This is a genomic window from Lysinibacillus sp. CTST325, from assembly GCF_054665055.1.
The window spans coordinates 530289-546754 of sequence record NZ_BAAFHO010000002.1 but is presented as its reverse complement, the minus strand read 5'-3'; the positions used below and the strand labels follow the sequence as shown (position 1 = coordinate 546754).

Here is a 16466-nt window from a genome sequence, read left to right as displayed (position 1 = left end):
AATGTAATAGTGATAAACAGCTATTTTTGTGCTATTTTGTTAATGAGGTGATTTTATGGCGGAATATATTACAAAGAATATTAAAAATCATGTGAACAAAGCACCGCATAATGAGCATGATAAACCTAACAACAAAGCCATGAGTAGTAAAAAAATCACTAAAGAATGCGTTGACCAATTGATTGAAATAACCCCGTTCTAAATTTAGGACGGGGTTAAAATTTAATTGTTTATTTTTCGATTTAGCTTCACAACAGAATCTACTAAGAAAATTCATTATATAACGATTTTGTGAAGCCATCTATTCCAGGAAATAAAGTTTCACTTGTTATATTCATTAATTTCAAGTCTTTTCTTATTTCATTATGATAAATTTTTGGAATCTTCACTTTAAGTAGGACACATTCTTGATTTAATAAACTCATTAAGTTATTATATTCACCAATTTCCTTACTTGTTGGTAATTGTTTTTGAAAATTATTTACTGTTAAAGAAAGATTATATTCAAATGCTTGCCGTCCTTCAAAAGGAATAGCGAATAGCCCCTGTTGTCTTGATAGTCTCTCATGCATATTAAAAGGTTCTATTAGCATAACTAGTGGACTTAAAGTTTGTTCATTAAGTACATGGTTGCAATAATCCCTACTTCCATAGACAAAGTCATCTTTTAAGCCTCTCCATTGCTCTGTTTCAAGTCCTTTTTTATAAATTAAATCTTTATTTAGGCAATACACAGCAGATTCTTGTGATGCTTGTTCAATAGAGAAATACATAGCTACATAATATGAATACGAGAAATCTAATAATCTTGTTGGACCTCCATGATGTTGTATTAATGACAACCACTCTAAAGTATCTTCTTTTTGGGGGAGTTTTTCCATGTAATGAAAAGCTCTGCGTTTAAATTTATCAATAATTTTTCTTTCTATCTCTGGTATTTCTCTAGGATCTGAGTTGTTAAATATTGCTCCTCTCTCTAAGGAAGTTTGTAAAGGCCACGAACTATTTGATTGTCCTCTAAAAACCCAATTGTTAATAGAATTAAATAATATTCTACAATCATCCCATGATTTAATAGTATATTCACAAAATATGTTATCGTTATGCTTAGTCATAAAATTCACCTAGTTTATTTTTATTTTAGTTAACTATTTATAAGTTATATTGATAATTAATCTGCGCCACATCCAGCTAGTCCAATTCATAGAGCAAGTGCTACGCCAAAAATTAGTTTTTTCTTTTATAGTTGCCTCCTTTATTGTATAAGTTCTTTAAATTGTATCAGTTGTGGTAATGTTTGTCAGTTTTTTTGGTACATAAAGATTAGCAATTATGAAATCTACAAATACTAAAAAGGAAAGTAAACGCACTGGGCATGGATATTGCTATTTAGAAAGTAAATAAAATTGTTTGGTACCCCAGAAGAGCATACGAAAATATACAATAATATAAAACCCAAAAAGTGTCATACACTATGAATCGTTGATAACAATGCAATTTATCTATATAAAAATACACAATATAAAAACATTTGAACTCTGGGAGAAAAACACACCTCCGAAATGGTTATCCTGATAGTCACGAAACACTCGTTTAAAATACGAGTGTTTTTTGGGGTTTATAAACACTGGTATATCAACGTTTATACAGATTTGCTAAGCTAGTATATTTACAGATTATCTAGGTAGGGGAGGGAGAAGAAAAGCAAGTGCCGAAATTCATCATTTTTCGATTTCCTCAGACGTATGTTCTTTTTATATGGGAGTAATTAATCCATCATACTTATCGAAAAAGGGGATAAAACCATTACCTACAAGCGGTGATGTGTGATTTCGCTTTTCCGACGTTTATACAATTTATATAACGTTTTTTAACTCGAAGGGTGACTGTTTCGGAATAGGCGTAAACAAAAACGGAAGGCTGCGTGAGCTTTCCGTTTTAATATTTATAATAAGGTTTATTCTATTGCAAGTAGATACCACTATTAAATAGGAGTGATAATTTTAATTTCTTAAGCTTTCAAGTTTTACTTTTAAAAATTCAAGCTTTTTATTTAAGAAGTTGTAAAATCCCTTCAGGCTGTTTATTCGATTGAGCAAGGATGGATTGGGTAGCTTGTAATAAAATATTATTTTTTGTGAATATCATCATACCATTAGCCATATCAGTATCACGGATACGTGATTCAGCAGACTGAAGATTTTCAGATGTGTTCATAACAGAATGATGGGCATGTTCGAGACGATTTTGATATGTACCATATTTACTTCGCTCTTTTGAAATTAGGGCGATAGCTTTATCTATTATTGAAATTGCATCATTGGCACCTTTTTGAGTTGATAAATTAATATTATCAAGACCTAAAGCGGAAGTTCGAACATCAGAAAGCTCAATTTTTATACTTTGATTTGAATTAGCACCAATCTGCAAATTAATCTTTTTGGACTCTTTATCAGAATTAAAAATAGTTCTTGAACGCAGAAAATGCCCTTGATATGTCGATGCGATATATTCATTATCTTCTTTATTATATTTAACATCTAATATTCCCAGCCTACTACCTATATCTAATTTATCCCATTTTATGCCCTCTTTAGAAATTAAAAAATTTTCATTTCCAACTCCACTTATTATGATAGTATTTCCATTAGAAGCAATTGCATCAAATCGTAAAGAATCTAAAGGTGTTTCTACTACCCAATTGATTCCATCTGTAGAAGAAACGATGCTACCATATTCACCAACGGATATAAATTTTCCATTTATCCATTCAACATTTTCTAATTTTCCAGTTGGTAGAGAATTTTGAGACGACCAATTGATGCCGTCATTTGAAGTAGCGATACTACCGGAAGAACCAACCGAAACATAAATATTCCCATTGTAAGCAATGCCACTACCTGTTGCACCAGGTAAAGGAGAGGTAATCCAATTTAAACCATCTTTTGAAGATAAAATTAACCCCATGTCAGTTCCGACTAAATATTTTTCTCCATCCCAAATACCTCCAAGTAATTGAGCATGTTTAATTATGCCTAAATCATCATTAGATACAGTTTGTTTAGTCCAATTAATTCCATCGTTAGTAAGATAAATATTACCACGATTACCTATTGCAACTAGTTGATTACCATTTGAAATTACTTCTGAAAAATCAAATGAAGGATCTATTGTATTGATATCCCAATTAATTCCATCTTCAGATGAAATAATAGTACCATATTGACCTACGCCTATGTATTTATCAGAAATTTTATTGACTGATGAAATAAATGAAGGATTTCCTGTATCAATAATCTCCCATTCGTACCCTGCCTCTTTGGATATTTGGTAGTTTTCCATTTTATTATTTAGTAACTTAATATTGTTAAATTCAGTATTATTTGCGATTTCGTTAATTCCATTTTTTATTTCTTTAACTTCATATTGAATAAGAGACCTATCTCCATCAGTCAAAGTATCATTAGCTGCTTGGATGGCTAATTCTCTTAATCTAAGTAAGTTAGGATCTTGAATACTACCTAATCCACTTTCAGCTGTTTGTATTAATGAAATACCATCCTGAATGTTTTTTTCTGCCATATTTAAACCACGAATTTGCCCACGCATTTTTTCGGAAATTGCTAAACCGGCAGCATCATCACCAGCGCGATTTATTTTATATCCAGAAGATAACTTTTCTAATATACTATCAGCCTTTTTCTTATTTTGGGTTAATCTATTATTTGTATTTAGAGATGAAACGTTATTCCTAATTATCAAAATATTAGCTCCTCTTAAGATTAAATTTCTATTTCAAGATAATATTACCATTCCGTGATTATCTTTGTAACCTTTAAAATAAAATCCTTTCATAAAATAGAAGAGCACTCGATTGAACTGCACCTCCAATTGTTAGACACACATAACAATTGGACATTTGAAAAACCACTCATTTTTATGAGTGACTTTTTGGAGGTAAATATTTTGCACCTGCCAGGTGTCATATAAATTTCTTTTTTTGTTTACCCCAGAATTGCATACGAAAATATACAATAAGATTAAAATTTAAAAAGTGATATACGAAGAATATTTGATATTTTAACAATCTATTAAGAGAACAATATAAAGCCATTTGAACTCTGGGAGAAAAACACACCTCCGAAATGGTTATCCTGATAGTCACGAAACACTCGTTTAAAATGCGAGTGTTTTTTTGTTGGAAAACTTTGATAGTAGATTGCTAAGTTGTTGTATTTGGATTCCATTCTAATGGGGGAGGGCAGAGAAAAACACGTACCTCAAAATTCATCATTTTTCGATTTCGTCCATTAAATAAAATGAGTGTACTTCATCTTTTCAATAGTTTTGTTTCTATGATTTGTATTGTTTTCAGTAGTAATTAAATTTGAGAAGCTATCTCCCAGCCACTACATTTACAATCAAAAATAAAGTGGAATTCTTTGTACAACCGTCTATACAATTGTTTTTTTATTTTAATAAGATATAAAGTAATATCTTTTTATTAGGAGGTGAATCTTTGTCAAATCAAACATCAACATGTCAAAATAGAAAGTATACAATTACTACAGGACCATTTCTTGTTCCATTGGATGCTGCAGTTGGACAGCCTAATAATCGACTTGTGATTCTTATTAAAAACCCTACAAGCAAACCACTTGAGGCTGATGTTGTGATTGAATATTGTCCTTCTTTGCAGCTTTCAATGGAAGGAATTTCACTTCCTTTTATTACGAATGAGAATGAAAAACCTTTTCTAGAAGGTCTTCCGTCAACTGTTATACCTCCAAGGAGTTGTACGCGATTGGAGCTTGATATTAGTTCTCTTGTAAATGGAATCCTTCATGTTAAATCTACAGGCGATTATTTAGTAGGAGAACGCCCTTTACGTGGAAAACTTGAAATCGAAGTGGTTGGTGGATCAGGCCTTACTAGTCCTACAAATCCCGGTCTTTCTGTTGCAGATCCCTCCATGGTATTCCATTATGGTGATATGAAGGCTATCCTTTTCGGAAGTTAGAAATTACATGATAAAACTTTAATACGAGTATGGGTTGCCAAAAAGCACCATACTCGTTTTCATTTTTGGATATTAAGCTATAGATTTTTTCGTTCGCTCGGTATGTGTATCCCGAACCACGAAAACACTTACTAGGCTTTAAATAATTCGATAAGTTTCTTGATTGTTTTCAAATTTCTAACAAAAATAGTAGGTATGTATGCAAAAAAATCCATTGGTATGATATACTATTCTTGTTTTACATAATTGGAAATTAATATAAAGTATGGGGGAGAAAGCATTTTGGGGTGTGGAAGGACATGAAAGGATTTTTTAGAAAATTAAATAAAATCGATACGTTTTCGCCGTATTTCTTTTTACCATTTATTTTACTACTATATTTCTTTACGAGCATGTTTGATTGGCATAGGTTTGAAATGTTCAATATACATGTTTCCATTTGGCCAGTAGTTATTTTAGCAGTTATTTGTTATTACATAGGTGTTTACGTTATAGACAAGATGAAATGGACAATTCCTTCATTTGGTCTGTCGTTTTTAGGCAAATACGTGATTCATTTTATCGTGTTTCTTACGTTACTTGGTTTATGTTCGTACTTATTGATGGTTTTTGGAGGCGGACTTGGTATTTCGGATGAGTCAAATCGCCGAAATCTAAATCCAAAGCTGAACTTCTTTAGTCAATTACTATGGTTTGGAGTTTTATTGCTACTATCCTATAAAATGATTTTAGAAAAGCATATGACGTGGAAGAAAGGGTTTATCTACGGTTCTATCTATGTCTTTATCATTTTTTTATTTGTGTTAGTTGCTTATCGAACGCCATTAATTATTATCCTATTTACAGGGATTATCATTATCCATTATGTGGTAAAACGAGTGAAATTAACGTGGTTTTTAACAACGCTGTTAGTTATTGGTGTAGCTTTCTCGATGTTTAGTTTTATTCGTGTGTTAACGGAGGACCGGTCATTAGAATTTAATAACCGAGATCAGCCTGATGTGGAGCTAACGGAAGAGGCGAGAGACCAGCTGTTAACGGCTGAACAAAAAGTAAACCAAACGCCGTTATGGGTGCGTGCATTAAATGAAGAAAGTGTAACAGGACATATTGTGTTAAGTACAATTATTGAGTATACGCAGGAGAACGGTTATTTAAACGGAGAAATCCATAAAGGTATCTTTAGTACGATATTACCTGGTAAGCAAATTTCACCTCGTATGGTGGTAACGGAAGTTGTCAATTCCATAAGTGTGGAGAAGGGTAAGGTGATTACCCGTGGAAATCGTACAACTACACCAACCTTTATCGGTCAATTATTTTTGGATGGGGGCTATTTATTAGTAGCAATTGGCTTCTTTTTATACGGTGCTTTAATTTCGCTTCTTTATAATAAAGTGAAGCAGGAGGGCATTCGTAGTTTCCATTCTGTCGCCTATGCATTTACTATTACGGTATTTACGGTGTCTATGCATACAGGTTTACTCGATTTAATCTTTGTTTTAATGCTCGGTTTTGTTATCATTGCATCGTCGATTATAAAAGTAAATCAAAATCAGCTTCGATATTAATTGATAAAAACGTTCTAAAAAGCCTTCCCCGCAATGGATATTCCTCAACAATTGTATATAAAGTGTGGTTGACGAAAAATAAAACTCAGTGGGATTCATGAAAACCCCACTGAGTTGTTTCACTTTATTGAGTAATGCGCTCGAAAAATGCTTTTGTTTTCTCTATATCCGTAACATGTCGATTGCATGTTTGGCTATCTGCGCAAATGTAATTGCTATAATTCGTGAACGTTCCAACGATGTGCCCTTTAACAGATGTAGTAAATAGGCCAACATCGGAATGACGGTTACATATTGCACATATTCCACGAACTGTATCATTAGAGAATGTGCCTTTAATCGATTTTAGCTTTTCATCTTGTTCCAGCAAGACGTATTTTCGATGTGTTCCAGGATCATCCCAAGCTAAATAACAAATCTCCTGAAAATCCATTTCTTCAAGCTTCGGTAGTTTTAGCTTTTTTTCCTTTTTAAAAAGGCTCTTCAGTGTACTGGCAGTAACTGCTTTGAATGGGATGACATATGGTTTTAATTGTTCTATATACTCATCACCCTGTGCACGATTTGTCACTTCAAAAAGCTGTTCAATCAGCTCAGTTTCCTCAACGGACAACGCTAATTTTGCTGTGATCTCGCTTTCAACGATACCATGTACGGCAAGGATGACGTCCTTATCTTTCGTCGTTGAAAGTGTTAGTATGATTTTATTCATTTGCTGCTCAAGTAAATGATAGTTTGCGACCGTTAAAAACGGCTGAATTGTTGGTTTTTCCATTTGAATTCACTCCTGTATTGTAGGCTTTTTCATAAAGGTTTATGGCCTAAAGAGATCATTCAATTATGTTATTTGCGTTAACTTTTCTAGACCTCTTTGACCTGTGAAGTGTCTGGTCTAGAGCAAGCATTACAAAAGAATGCGTCCATTTCGATTCCTCCTTGAAAAGAAAACTATTTGTATTATAACATTTTTTAGGAAAAAATTAAAGTTAAAATTAAAATATTCAGATATTAATATTAAAATAAATGGTATAATTGTATTTGATTAGGTTATTCGCCCTAGTGTGGGGGTGAATTCCATTCCGGTTGGGCTCTATCCTGAGAGCGTCCGATAAGCCTACTTGCCCACAAGAATGTTGGCCACGAGGACATTATCACAGGAAAAGGGGTGGAAACCTTTTTAAAGAGTACTGTTACTACAGAAAATTTTTAAGAAAAGAGGAACGTCTATGTTTCAGTTTGAAAAGATGAACACAAAGCATTCTTTGCAAAATTTAACGGTAAGTGATTTTGCGATTAGTCCTGATGAAAAGCAGATGGTATTAAGTACGAATTTTAATGGATATTTTAATCTATGGGGAATGGATTTGGAGAAAAAATTTCCATATCAAATGACTTTTAATAATCAAACTTCGGATTTTATTAAATATTCGAAAACAGGTGAATTCCTATTAGCGGGATTTGATAAAGATGGTGATGAAAATAGTCAAATTTATGCAATTTCACCTGAGGGAGGAAGCCTAGTACCAATTCGCTATAAAGAGGGAGAGCGTCATTTCTACGCACATTTGACTGAGGATGGTAGACATCTTTATTACTCAACTACAGCTGGAAATTCGACGTATTTAAATAGTTTAGTTTATGACATTGAGAGTGGAGAGGAAAAGTTACTTGTTGAGGGTAGTGATGCACCTACTTTTATCGCTATGGTTAGCCCAGAGGAAAAATCATTTGTTTATATTAAACAGTTTGGGAATACGCATTCCTTAGCATATGTACAAATTGATGGTGAGGAAGTATTGCTTACGCCATTAACGGATAAGCAGCATACAGTTTCCGATGTTGTGTATATTTCTGAAATGGAAATTTATTTTTTAACAGACTATGATGAAGATTTTAGTTACTTAGCAAAATTTGATATTCAGTCGAAACAATTTACAAAGTTGCTTCAATTAGAAAAAGAAAACTTTACTAGTATTTATTATTCGAAAGAAGAGCATGCACTATATATTGTTGGTTCCTATGGAGTAGAGGATCGGCTTTATCGTTATACAGTCGCAGATGGGAAAAATGAAAAACTCGAAACACCTGTTGATATTATTGAGAAAATGGTTATTATGCCAAGTGGACATTTATATTTGCTTGGAAAATCGGCTACGAAGCCAAATAATATTTTTGTTTCGAAGGAAATGGGAAGTTCATGGTTGGAGTTAACTCACTATAGAGTACCAGGTGTTCGAGAAGAGGATTTGGTGGAACCCGAAGTGCTACGTTATCCATCGTTTGATGGTTTAGAAATTGAGGCACTCTTGTTCAAGGCGAAGGAAGAAAATTCGAATGGTCATGTTATTTTATGGCCACATGGTGGTCCACAATCAATTGAACGCAAATCATTTCGACCGATGTTCCAATTCCTTGTTTCCCAGGGATACTCTATTTTTGCACCAAACTTTAGAGGCTCATCGAACTACGGTCTAGACTTTAAGAAAAAGGTTGAGGGCGATTGGGGTCATGGTCCACGTCTTGATAATATTACTGGGGTTGATTGGCTTATTGAGAAGGGCTATGCGGATCGTGATAAAATGCTGCTTTTAGGTGGCAGCTATGGTGGCTATATGTCACTGTTATTACATGGTCGCCATGCAGATTACTTTAAAGCGGTTGTCGATATTTTTGGTCCAAGTAATTTGTTTTCATTTATTGAGTCTGTTCCGGATTTTTGGGTGCCATATATGAAGCAATGGATAGGAGATCCAGACAAGGATAAAGAAAGATTAACGGCCGATTCACCAATTACGTATTTGGATGGTATGACGAAACCTATGTTAGTCATTCAAGGGGCGAACGATCCACGTGTTGTGCAAAAGGAATCTGACCAAATCGTTGCTGCTTTGAAGGACAAGGGGCGAGAAGTGGAATATATTGTGCTAGAGGATGAGGGACATGGGTTCACTAAAAAGGCGAATGAAATTTACGTGTATGAGAACATACTCGAATTCTTTAATACCCGTATCAATTTATAAATGAGGGCTTATTTTAATTATTCAACTATCAAACTTGTCATTGATTGAAAATATTGGAGGACTATTATGCTACTAAATCAGCAAGGGTTTAATTTATGGGCTGATGGTTACGATAAAACGGTTCAGCTAAGTGAAGAAAGCAATCAGTATCCATTTGCGGGCTATAAAGCAGTATTAAATACGATTTTCAACGAGGTCATGTCCATTCCAAAATCAACTGTATTAGACATTGGATTTGGCACAGGGGTGTTAACGGCAAAGCTTTATGACAATGGCCATTTTATCAATGGACTCGATTTCTCCTCGAAAATGATCGAAATCGCCAAAGAAAAAATGCCTGATGCAAACTTAATGGAGTGGGATTTGTCAAAAGGGCTTCCAGCAGAGCTCCTTCATCAAAAATATGACGCCATTATTAGCACCTATGCGCTGCATCATTTTACCGATGAAATGAAAGTGCAATACATTAAAGCATTATTGCAGCAACTAACGTCTGCAGGCAAAATTTTGATCGGCGATATTGCGTTTGAAACAAGAGCGCAGCTTGAAAAATGTCGTCAAGACAGTATTGATTATTGGGATGATGATGAATTTTACTTTGTCCATGAGGAAATTAGCGCCTTATTAAAAGGGGTATGCCAAATAGAATTTTATCCAATTTCGCATTGTGGTGGGGTTTTTGTACTTTCGAATCTTGCTTAGGAAGATGCTTACATGATTATTTTTCAACAGGGTGTGTTTGTGAAAATTCTTTAAGTCTCTGGGGATTTTTCGACAAAATGAGGAAGGGGCTGTCTACTGACAGCCTCTTCGCTTTATGTAAACATCGACATAATATATTTACCTGATAACATAAAAACTGCATAAACTACGAGAGAGCTAATTACGGAAATGCTAGGTTTAAACCAGATTGTTAATAAAAATGCGAGAACTGTAAAAAGTAACATACCTACAGCCCCAAACACTGTATTTTGTAAAACGCTATGGAAAGTATCTTCCTTCATATTTTTCATTTGCATGCCCATATTAATGAGCGTCAGAATAGGTAATGCGGTAATGATGCCGGATAAAAACAGGTATTTTGATTGGCTTAACAGTAATGCTAATACCATAATGGTGCCACCGACTATAAAATATATAACATATGTAACCCTCGATTTTTAATTCAGAATAGTGTAATAATACTTTTCGGAATAATTCCTTACAAGCCCCTTATTTGAATATTTAGCAAGAAGCTGAGAAAGATAGATTTTTATCAAAAATAACTAGAATATTTCTGCCTAGTTGAAAGAGATGATGCCTGTGTTTTTTATTTCTTTTATTCTTTTTTATGTAGTCGGTATACCACTTTCAGTATTTATACATGAAATTGGGCATGCCTTAGGTGTTATTTTATTTTCTAAAGAAAAAGCCTATGTTTATTTAGGAACTAGTGATCCTTCGAATAAAGAAAACTTTCGCATTGGAAGAATGCATTTTCATATTCGTGGGGATATTATGGCTTTTGTTATCCGGAAAAGGAGAGCTCTTTAACACGAGTTCAGACAATATTTTTTTCGTCGGGGGTCCCGTTATATCTCTTTGTCTAGCTGTCCTATCTTATATTGCTATGAATACGTTCACTAACGAAGCACTTCGAAATTTTCTTAATGGATTTTTTTATTTGAATCGATTCCTTTTACTTTTTACAGCTATTCCGATTATCTATCCAAAATGGTTAAAGCCTTATGCTGGATTACCTTCGGATGGTTACCAAATTTTTTGTACATTGAAAAAAACTGAAAATATTAAATTTTAGACATCTCTTTAAATATATCGCAAACTACGATATAATCGATTTTGACGATATATTTAAAGGAGCAAAATTATGATTAAAAAATTAAATAACTATTTTACAACAATTTATTACCATCTACATACTACGCATGAAGAGTCAATTTCGCATCAAAGCGTGCGAATTTTACAGATGATTCAAAAGGAAGAGGAAGTAACTGTACGTGATATTGCTGAGTTATTGAATATTTCTCAAAACACAGCGTCTGAGCATATAAAAAAGCTAGAGCGTAATGGCTGGGTGAAAAAGGAGCGATCTATCGAAGATCAACGCAAAGTACATCTACATCTTACAGCAGAAGGGTTTCACGTCTTAAAGAAAAACACTGAATTAGATGATGAAAAACTGCAACATGCACTAAGCCAGCTTTCAGAAGAACAACAACAAACAATTTTACAGGCATTTCGTCTATTAAGCGAGGTGTCTAAATAATGTACACATTAGTAAAAATTCTTTGCTCGGCAGCTGTTATCGGTATTGTTACAGAGGTTGCTAGAAGATTTCCTTCCTATGGCGGCATTATTGCAGCACTACCACTTGTCAGTATTTTAAGTATCATTTGGCTTACTGTGCAAAGTGAGTCGAGTGAACATATTCAACGCTTTACGGTTGGTGTAATCGTTGGACTACCAGCTGCAATGTTTATGCTGTTTGTTATTTACATGGCGATGAAATCATCGATCCATATCGTGTTTGCCATTGGATTAGGAATTGCTTCATGGGCAGTTTTTCTAGGTGTTCAAAAAGCCATTGCTAGTGTATTTAATTTATCGATTTAGGAGAATAGTAGATGACAGTAATTCCAATTCAGCAATTACAACAAAATGATGTGTTACAATTTTTTAAAGAGCATTGGGGAAGTACAGAAATGGTCATTTCCAGCGGGATATATGACTGTAGTAAATTAGATGGCTTCGCCTATGTCGATGAACAAAACATGCTGTTAGGTCTCGTAACGTATATCATTCGTGATAAAGAATGTGAAATTATTTCCCTTGATAGTATTGTGGAGGGAAAGGGGATTGGTTCATTGCTTGTACAAGCTGTTGAACAACATGCATTCGAACAAGGCTGTACAATGATTACCCTCATTACGACAAATGATAATTTACATGCGTTAAAATTTTATCAAAAGCGAGGCTATTGTTTAGTCGCAATCATACAAAACGCGGTCGAGCATGCAAGAGCATATAAACCTGAAATTCCTTTAATCGGCAATGATGGGATTCCGATACGTGATGAAATAAGATTAGCAAAGCATTCTGGCTTATAATGAGTCAGGTTGTTTTTTTGTGTACGTTAGGAAGTTGATTGGCGAAGAAAAATCCTCACTGTTTATTTTCGAGGTTTCATCACCTGAGATTTCTCGCTATACTTATGGGGAGTAAGAAAGTGAGGAATGAAATGAAAAAAATACTATTTGTTTTATTATTTAGTGTTCTAGTAGTGGGAGCGGCCTTTATCATTTATTTAAAAAGTAATCCACCACTTGCTATGAACAGCTATACGAATCCTACAGATGATTCAACTATAAAAATCGTAGAAATAGAGAATAAAGGACTACGTGACATAAAGATTCAGCAAGTACTCATCAATGATAAAGTGCCTGAAAATGTTCAACTCGTCGTGAGTAAGTCGGAACCTTTTGAAGCAGAAACGAAGCTAGTAGGTAATCCGAATATTACGTATCATAAATTAAGACAAGCAAACATTTTTCCAAGTCAATACATAGATCGCAAGGCCATCGGAAAACAGCCTCAGCATTATGCAGTGAAGGTTGAGGCACCTAATATTAAAAAAATAACGATTAAGTATGAGTATTTAAAAATGCCATTTACTTTAACAGCTGAGTTACAAGCTACTAAATAAAGTGAAACTATAATTAGTGGGGGTTTTTCTTTCTCTACTAATAATTAAATTCCACCAAGTGAGGTTTAAAGGCATCTCACATCAGAAAAGCGCGAGAAATCAACGATGCTAAAATTGATTTCCCGCGCTTTTTAACGTTTTGGCTAGAACTTATCACTTTCTTTTTTTTATTTGCAAATTGCCCTTATTAAACATAACAAGTCCGTTAAATCGCTCATAAAAACCATATAACGGATATAACAGTCCAAGGAATACGATAGAGGAAGGTATTTTTTCTATAACAGGGATTATGCCTGCCCTCTAAAGCTTTGAATGGCTAATAAGCTATATACTCGTTTTATGTCTTATCATTTATGCCTGTGTCATTTCATAAGATTGTTTGGTGAAAAAATACTATTTCTCCTAAAACATGGTAATCTAATAGTAACGTTCATTGAAGTGTTAGGAGGGACTAAATGGGGTTTGTCGTCATCGGCATAGTACTTGTTATCTGTATTTTCACTGTGACTTTAGTGGTTATCAGGGAGCATTCAAACGAGGATATTAAGCTGGAAGTAACAGCTGTATGTGAAGGGAAAAATGAATTAGATCAAGCTATTATGAAGATATATTTTACATTTTCCATTGGCAAACTGGCACATCGTAAAAAAGAAATAATGGGTAGTATTGATTGGTCTAAAGGATGGATGCCTGTTTGCTATAATTTACAGGAATATGGAGTCTATCAGAACGAAAGATTACTCCCAGCTACAAATGAGAAAACGTATACAACCTTCGAAATCAACGCTACAAATGCTATAGATCCTCTGGGACGGGGTGAGGGGTATGTTGTATTAGTATTAGAGGACTCTATTTCTACAGATAAATCCAGAGCAGGTGTGATTCTTGCTGTAACCGCCAATATGGTGACCTATCAGCTATCTGATTCAACTAGCTGGAATAATGACTTTGCCATTCATCAATAAATAATAAAAAAGCTATTTGTTAGGAGGAAAGTACCTAATGAATAGCTTTTCTGTTAGGTAGGGAAATAACGGAACTTATTCAAGTGAATTTCGTAGAATATTAAAAGGAAGGAGTGTCTTTGTTGTATTCGTTACAATACTATAAGGAAAAACCTTGGGAGATAGACAATGAAGAGGAATTATACAAATATGCTGCTGGGGTTCAAAAGCACATCGCCATCTTAACCTATGGCAATCAGTTAGATGAACAAGCCTTAGATAAACTTATTGCAACCTATCTAACAGAGGATAGCTGCGATGACTCAAATAAATATAATATAAGGTATGATACATATGATGCAGATGTGAAAAGTCCCCATAGGAATCATTGGATTTTTGGAATTCAGCTGGATGATGAGCAGCTTTTAGAGTTTGAAGCGACTATCCAACGCTTAGATGGTACGCATGTCCGAATTCAACATAGGAGTAGAGGACATTATGAAGTTGAAATTGAGGGTAAACGATATTCCACAAAAGTATATCGAACTAAAGAGTGCTTGAAGGTTTACAGAGAGCCTGTAGAAGGGGGATATTTACTTTTTATCGACGAGGAGTCAGAAGATAATGTGCTGTTAAGAAGTAAAATGCATATGATGCCAGGAAAATTGCAATCGCTTTCTCTATCAGCGACAATTCCTCGTGAAGAATGGGAAGTATATGTACGAGATTGGATCAAACGATTACTAAAAATCATACAAGAGTAAGACCAATCATCAACCGAAAAGAAGGTAATAGGTTTTGGATATTTTGACAGATAAATTAATAATGATTGGTTTGTTTATTCTCATCATTCATTCGATCGAAACACTTGCGTATGCAGTTCGATTATCGGGTGCACGTGTAAAATTATTAGCCTCTGCACTATCATTGTTTAATGTCATGGTCATGTTTTCAAGGCTAGCAAACATGATGCAGCAGCCTTTTACCGGAAGTCTGACTGACACTGCACCAAAGGAAAACACATTGGCATTTGTGGAGCAGCAATTCCGCATACTTATTGGCGCCGCTTCACTAGGTACATTGGTAGGCATTCTACTATTGCCAACATTTGTAGCGATATTTTCAAGGGCTATTATTCATTTGTCTGAGGAAAGAGGCTCCATTCCAGCATTATTTAAAAAAGATTTAGTATTGAGTATATTAAACGGGGAATAAAACATATTCATTTGCCAAGCTTTTCATACTTAAAGGGAATTAGCTGGCGTGATATTCCCCTTAAATTATTTATCGTCAATGTCGTTATAACGGCCATCTATACAATTGGTGTCTTGTCTGCACTTTACGCCTCTTTATTAGTTCCTGAAAGATCGAATACTGCTGTGATGTCATCCGGACTTATTAATGGTGTAGCGACGATGTTACTAATTATATTTATTGACCCTAAAATTTCTATTCTAGCAGATGATGTTATCAATCAAAGAGGCAGCTACTTAAGTCTTAAACGAGCTTCTGTCATGATGATGGGATCAAGACTACTAGGCACATTTTTGGCACAGCTATTATTTATACCTGGAGCAAAATATATTGCTTGGTTTACACAATTTATGTAAGGGAGATACACATTGATAATAACTATTCAAGCCGAATAATAGCTTTCTCTTTGAATTAAGAAGGATAGATCGAAGTTGATATTAATATGATAACTTTCAAAGAAAGGAAAATCGATATCTAATGAAAAAATTATGCTTCCTAATTTTAATGATGTTTGTGTTAGTTGGATGTAGTACGAATCAACATGAGGATGTCCATTACATAGCGAAAAGTGAGCACTGGAAAGCCGTATATCATAGTAATACCGATGAGGGCTTCCGACTTTTCTACCTTGGGGAAGAGAAAGACTTAGGTGATTTACAAATAACGATAGAAGGGTCTAAAGAATTAAATTCTCTCCATGACGTTCGAGTGAATACGGATAAACAGTTTATCTTAAAGAAAAAAGAAAGTGCGAAAATATTTAAAAAGGATGCTGCACCAACCATTCACATTAAGTGGCAGTCTTACAATGAGACTTTAGAAGTACGAAGTGGATGAAAACTAGCTTAGGGATTGCGAGTATAACGCAACTTTCCTGCAAAAAATTGAATATTCCCGGAAGGACATATTCAGGCGAAGAGTCGAAATTGTTTCATAAAAAAATTTTTCGAACAT

The 16466-nt window shown here is 34.3% G+C and carries 17 protein-coding genes and 1 pseudogene; 14 read left to right on the top strand and 4 right to left on the bottom strand.

Annotation, left to right across the window (positions count from 1 at the left end; all coding sequences use genetic code 11):
* The first annotated feature begins 55 nt into the window (after positions 1–55).
* Positions 56–202 (top strand): hypothetical protein, encoded by a 147-nt coding sequence (locus ACYQ73_RS08150; RefSeq protein ID WP_460012019.1) that lies wholly within the window; start codon positions 56–58, stop codon positions 200–202.
* A gap of 61 nt (positions 203–263) precedes the next feature.
* Here ACYQ73_RS08150 and ACYQ73_RS08145 read toward each other — a convergent pair whose 3' ends face one another.
* Both ACYQ73_RS08145 and ACYQ73_RS08140 read right to left on the bottom strand, forming a co-directional pair.
* Positions 264–1115 carry an FRG domain-containing protein gene (locus ACYQ73_RS08145; protein ID WP_460012018.1) on the bottom strand — a complete coding sequence of 284 codons (852 nt, stop codon included), beginning with the start codon at positions 1113–1115 and terminating at the stop codon, positions 264–266.
* Positions 1116–2049: 934 nt separating this feature from the next.
* Positions 2050–3762 (bottom strand): flagellin N-terminal helical domain-containing protein, encoded by a 1713-nt coding sequence (locus ACYQ73_RS08140; protein WP_460012017.1) that lies wholly within the window; start codon positions 3760–3762, stop codon positions 2050–2052.
* A gap of 757 nt (positions 3763–4519) precedes the next feature.
* Here ACYQ73_RS08140 and ACYQ73_RS08135 point away from each other — a divergent pair.
* Together ACYQ73_RS08135 and ACYQ73_RS08130 are read left to right on the top strand one after the other, a co-directional pair.
* Positions 4520–5020 carry a hypothetical protein gene (locus ACYQ73_RS08135; protein ID WP_460012016.1) on the top strand — a complete coding sequence of 167 codons (501 nt, stop codon included), beginning with the start codon at positions 4520–4522 and terminating at the stop codon, positions 5018–5020.
* 299 nt (positions 5021–5319) lie between these two features.
* Entirely contained in the window at positions 5320–6591 is a 1272-nt protein-coding gene (locus ACYQ73_RS08130) for an oligosaccharide repeat unit polymerase (protein ID WP_460012015.1), read from the top strand.
* Between the two features lie 124 nt (positions 6592–6715).
* Here ACYQ73_RS08130 and ACYQ73_RS08125 read toward each other — a convergent pair whose 3' ends face one another.
* Positions 6716–7366 carry a FusB/FusC family EF-G-binding protein gene (locus ACYQ73_RS08125; protein ID WP_460012014.1) on the bottom strand — a complete coding sequence of 217 codons (651 nt, stop codon included), beginning with the start codon at positions 7364–7366 and terminating at the stop codon, positions 6716–6718.
* Positions 7367–7817: 451 nt separating this feature from the next.
* Between ACYQ73_RS08125 and ACYQ73_RS08120 the strand changes: the two genes are divergently transcribed.
* Both ACYQ73_RS08120 and ACYQ73_RS08115 read left to right on the top strand, forming a co-directional pair.
* Positions 7818–9611, top strand: coding sequence for a S9 family peptidase (locus ACYQ73_RS08120; RefSeq protein WP_460012013.1), 1794 nt, complete (start codon positions 7818–7820; stop codon positions 9609–9611).
* A 66-nt stretch (positions 9612–9677) separates the two neighbouring features.
* Positions 9678–10313 (top strand): class I SAM-dependent methyltransferase, encoded by a 636-nt coding sequence (locus ACYQ73_RS08115; protein WP_460012012.1) that lies wholly within the window; start codon positions 9678–9680, stop codon positions 10311–10313.
* A 113-nt stretch (positions 10314–10426) separates the two neighbouring features.
* On the opposite strand, the gene ACYQ73_RS08110 is transcribed toward ACYQ73_RS08115, so the two are convergent.
* Positions 10427–10723, bottom strand: a complete 297-nt coding sequence (locus tag ACYQ73_RS08110) for a hypothetical protein (RefSeq protein ID WP_460012011.1) — start codon at positions 10721–10723, stop codon at positions 10427–10429.
* Positions 10724–10895: 172 nt separating this feature from the next.
* Between ACYQ73_RS08110 and ACYQ73_RS08105 the strand changes: the two genes are divergently transcribed.
* The 9 genes and pseudogenes from ACYQ73_RS08105 (at position 10896) to ACYQ73_RS08065 (ending at position 16349) form a co-directional block, all read left to right on the top strand.
* A complete protein-coding gene (locus ACYQ73_RS08105) occupies positions 10896–11144 on the top strand; it encodes a hypothetical protein (RefSeq protein ID WP_460012010.1) in 249 nt (82 codons plus the stop codon).
* A 334-nt stretch (positions 11145–11478) separates the two neighbouring features.
* Positions 11479–11877, top strand: a complete 399-nt coding sequence (locus tag ACYQ73_RS08100) for a MarR family winged helix-turn-helix transcriptional regulator (protein WP_460012009.1) — start codon at positions 11479–11481, stop codon at positions 11875–11877.
* Positions 11877–12224: a DUF3147 family protein gene (locus ACYQ73_RS08095; RefSeq protein WP_460012008.1), complete on the top strand. Its 348-nt coding sequence runs from the start codon at positions 11877–11879 to the stop codon at positions 12222–12224. The genes ACYQ73_RS08100 and ACYQ73_RS08095 overlap by 1 nt, the downstream gene beginning before the upstream one ends.
* 11 nt (positions 12225–12235) lie before the next feature.
* A complete protein-coding gene (locus ACYQ73_RS08090) occupies positions 12236–12718 on the top strand; it encodes a GNAT family N-acetyltransferase (RefSeq protein ID WP_460012007.1) in 483 nt (160 codons plus the stop codon).
* Between the two features lie 131 nt (positions 12719–12849).
* Positions 12850–13314, top strand: coding sequence for a hypothetical protein (locus ACYQ73_RS08085; RefSeq protein WP_460012006.1), 465 nt, complete (start codon positions 12850–12852; stop codon positions 13312–13314).
* 455 nt (positions 13315–13769) lie between these two features.
* The gene (locus ACYQ73_RS08080) at positions 13770–14279 is read left to right on the top strand and encodes a hypothetical protein (RefSeq protein ID WP_460012005.1); all 510 of its coding nucleotides are present in this window, start codon (positions 13770–13772) and stop codon (positions 14277–14279) included.
* Between the two features lie 122 nt (positions 14280–14401).
* Positions 14402–15022, top strand: a complete 621-nt coding sequence (locus ACYQ73_RS08075; protein WP_460012004.1) for a hypothetical protein — start codon at positions 14402–14404, stop codon at positions 15020–15022.
* Between the two features lie 61 nt (positions 15023–15083).
* Positions 15084–15868: pseudogene (locus ACYQ73_RS08070) on the top strand (lipid II flippase Amj family protein).
* A gap of 121 nt (positions 15869–15989) precedes the next feature.
* On the top strand, positions 15990–16349 hold the full coding sequence (locus ACYQ73_RS08065) for a hypothetical protein (protein ID WP_460012003.1): 360 nt from the start codon (positions 15990–15992) through the stop codon (positions 16347–16349).
* Positions 16350–16466: the final 117 nt, after the last annotated feature.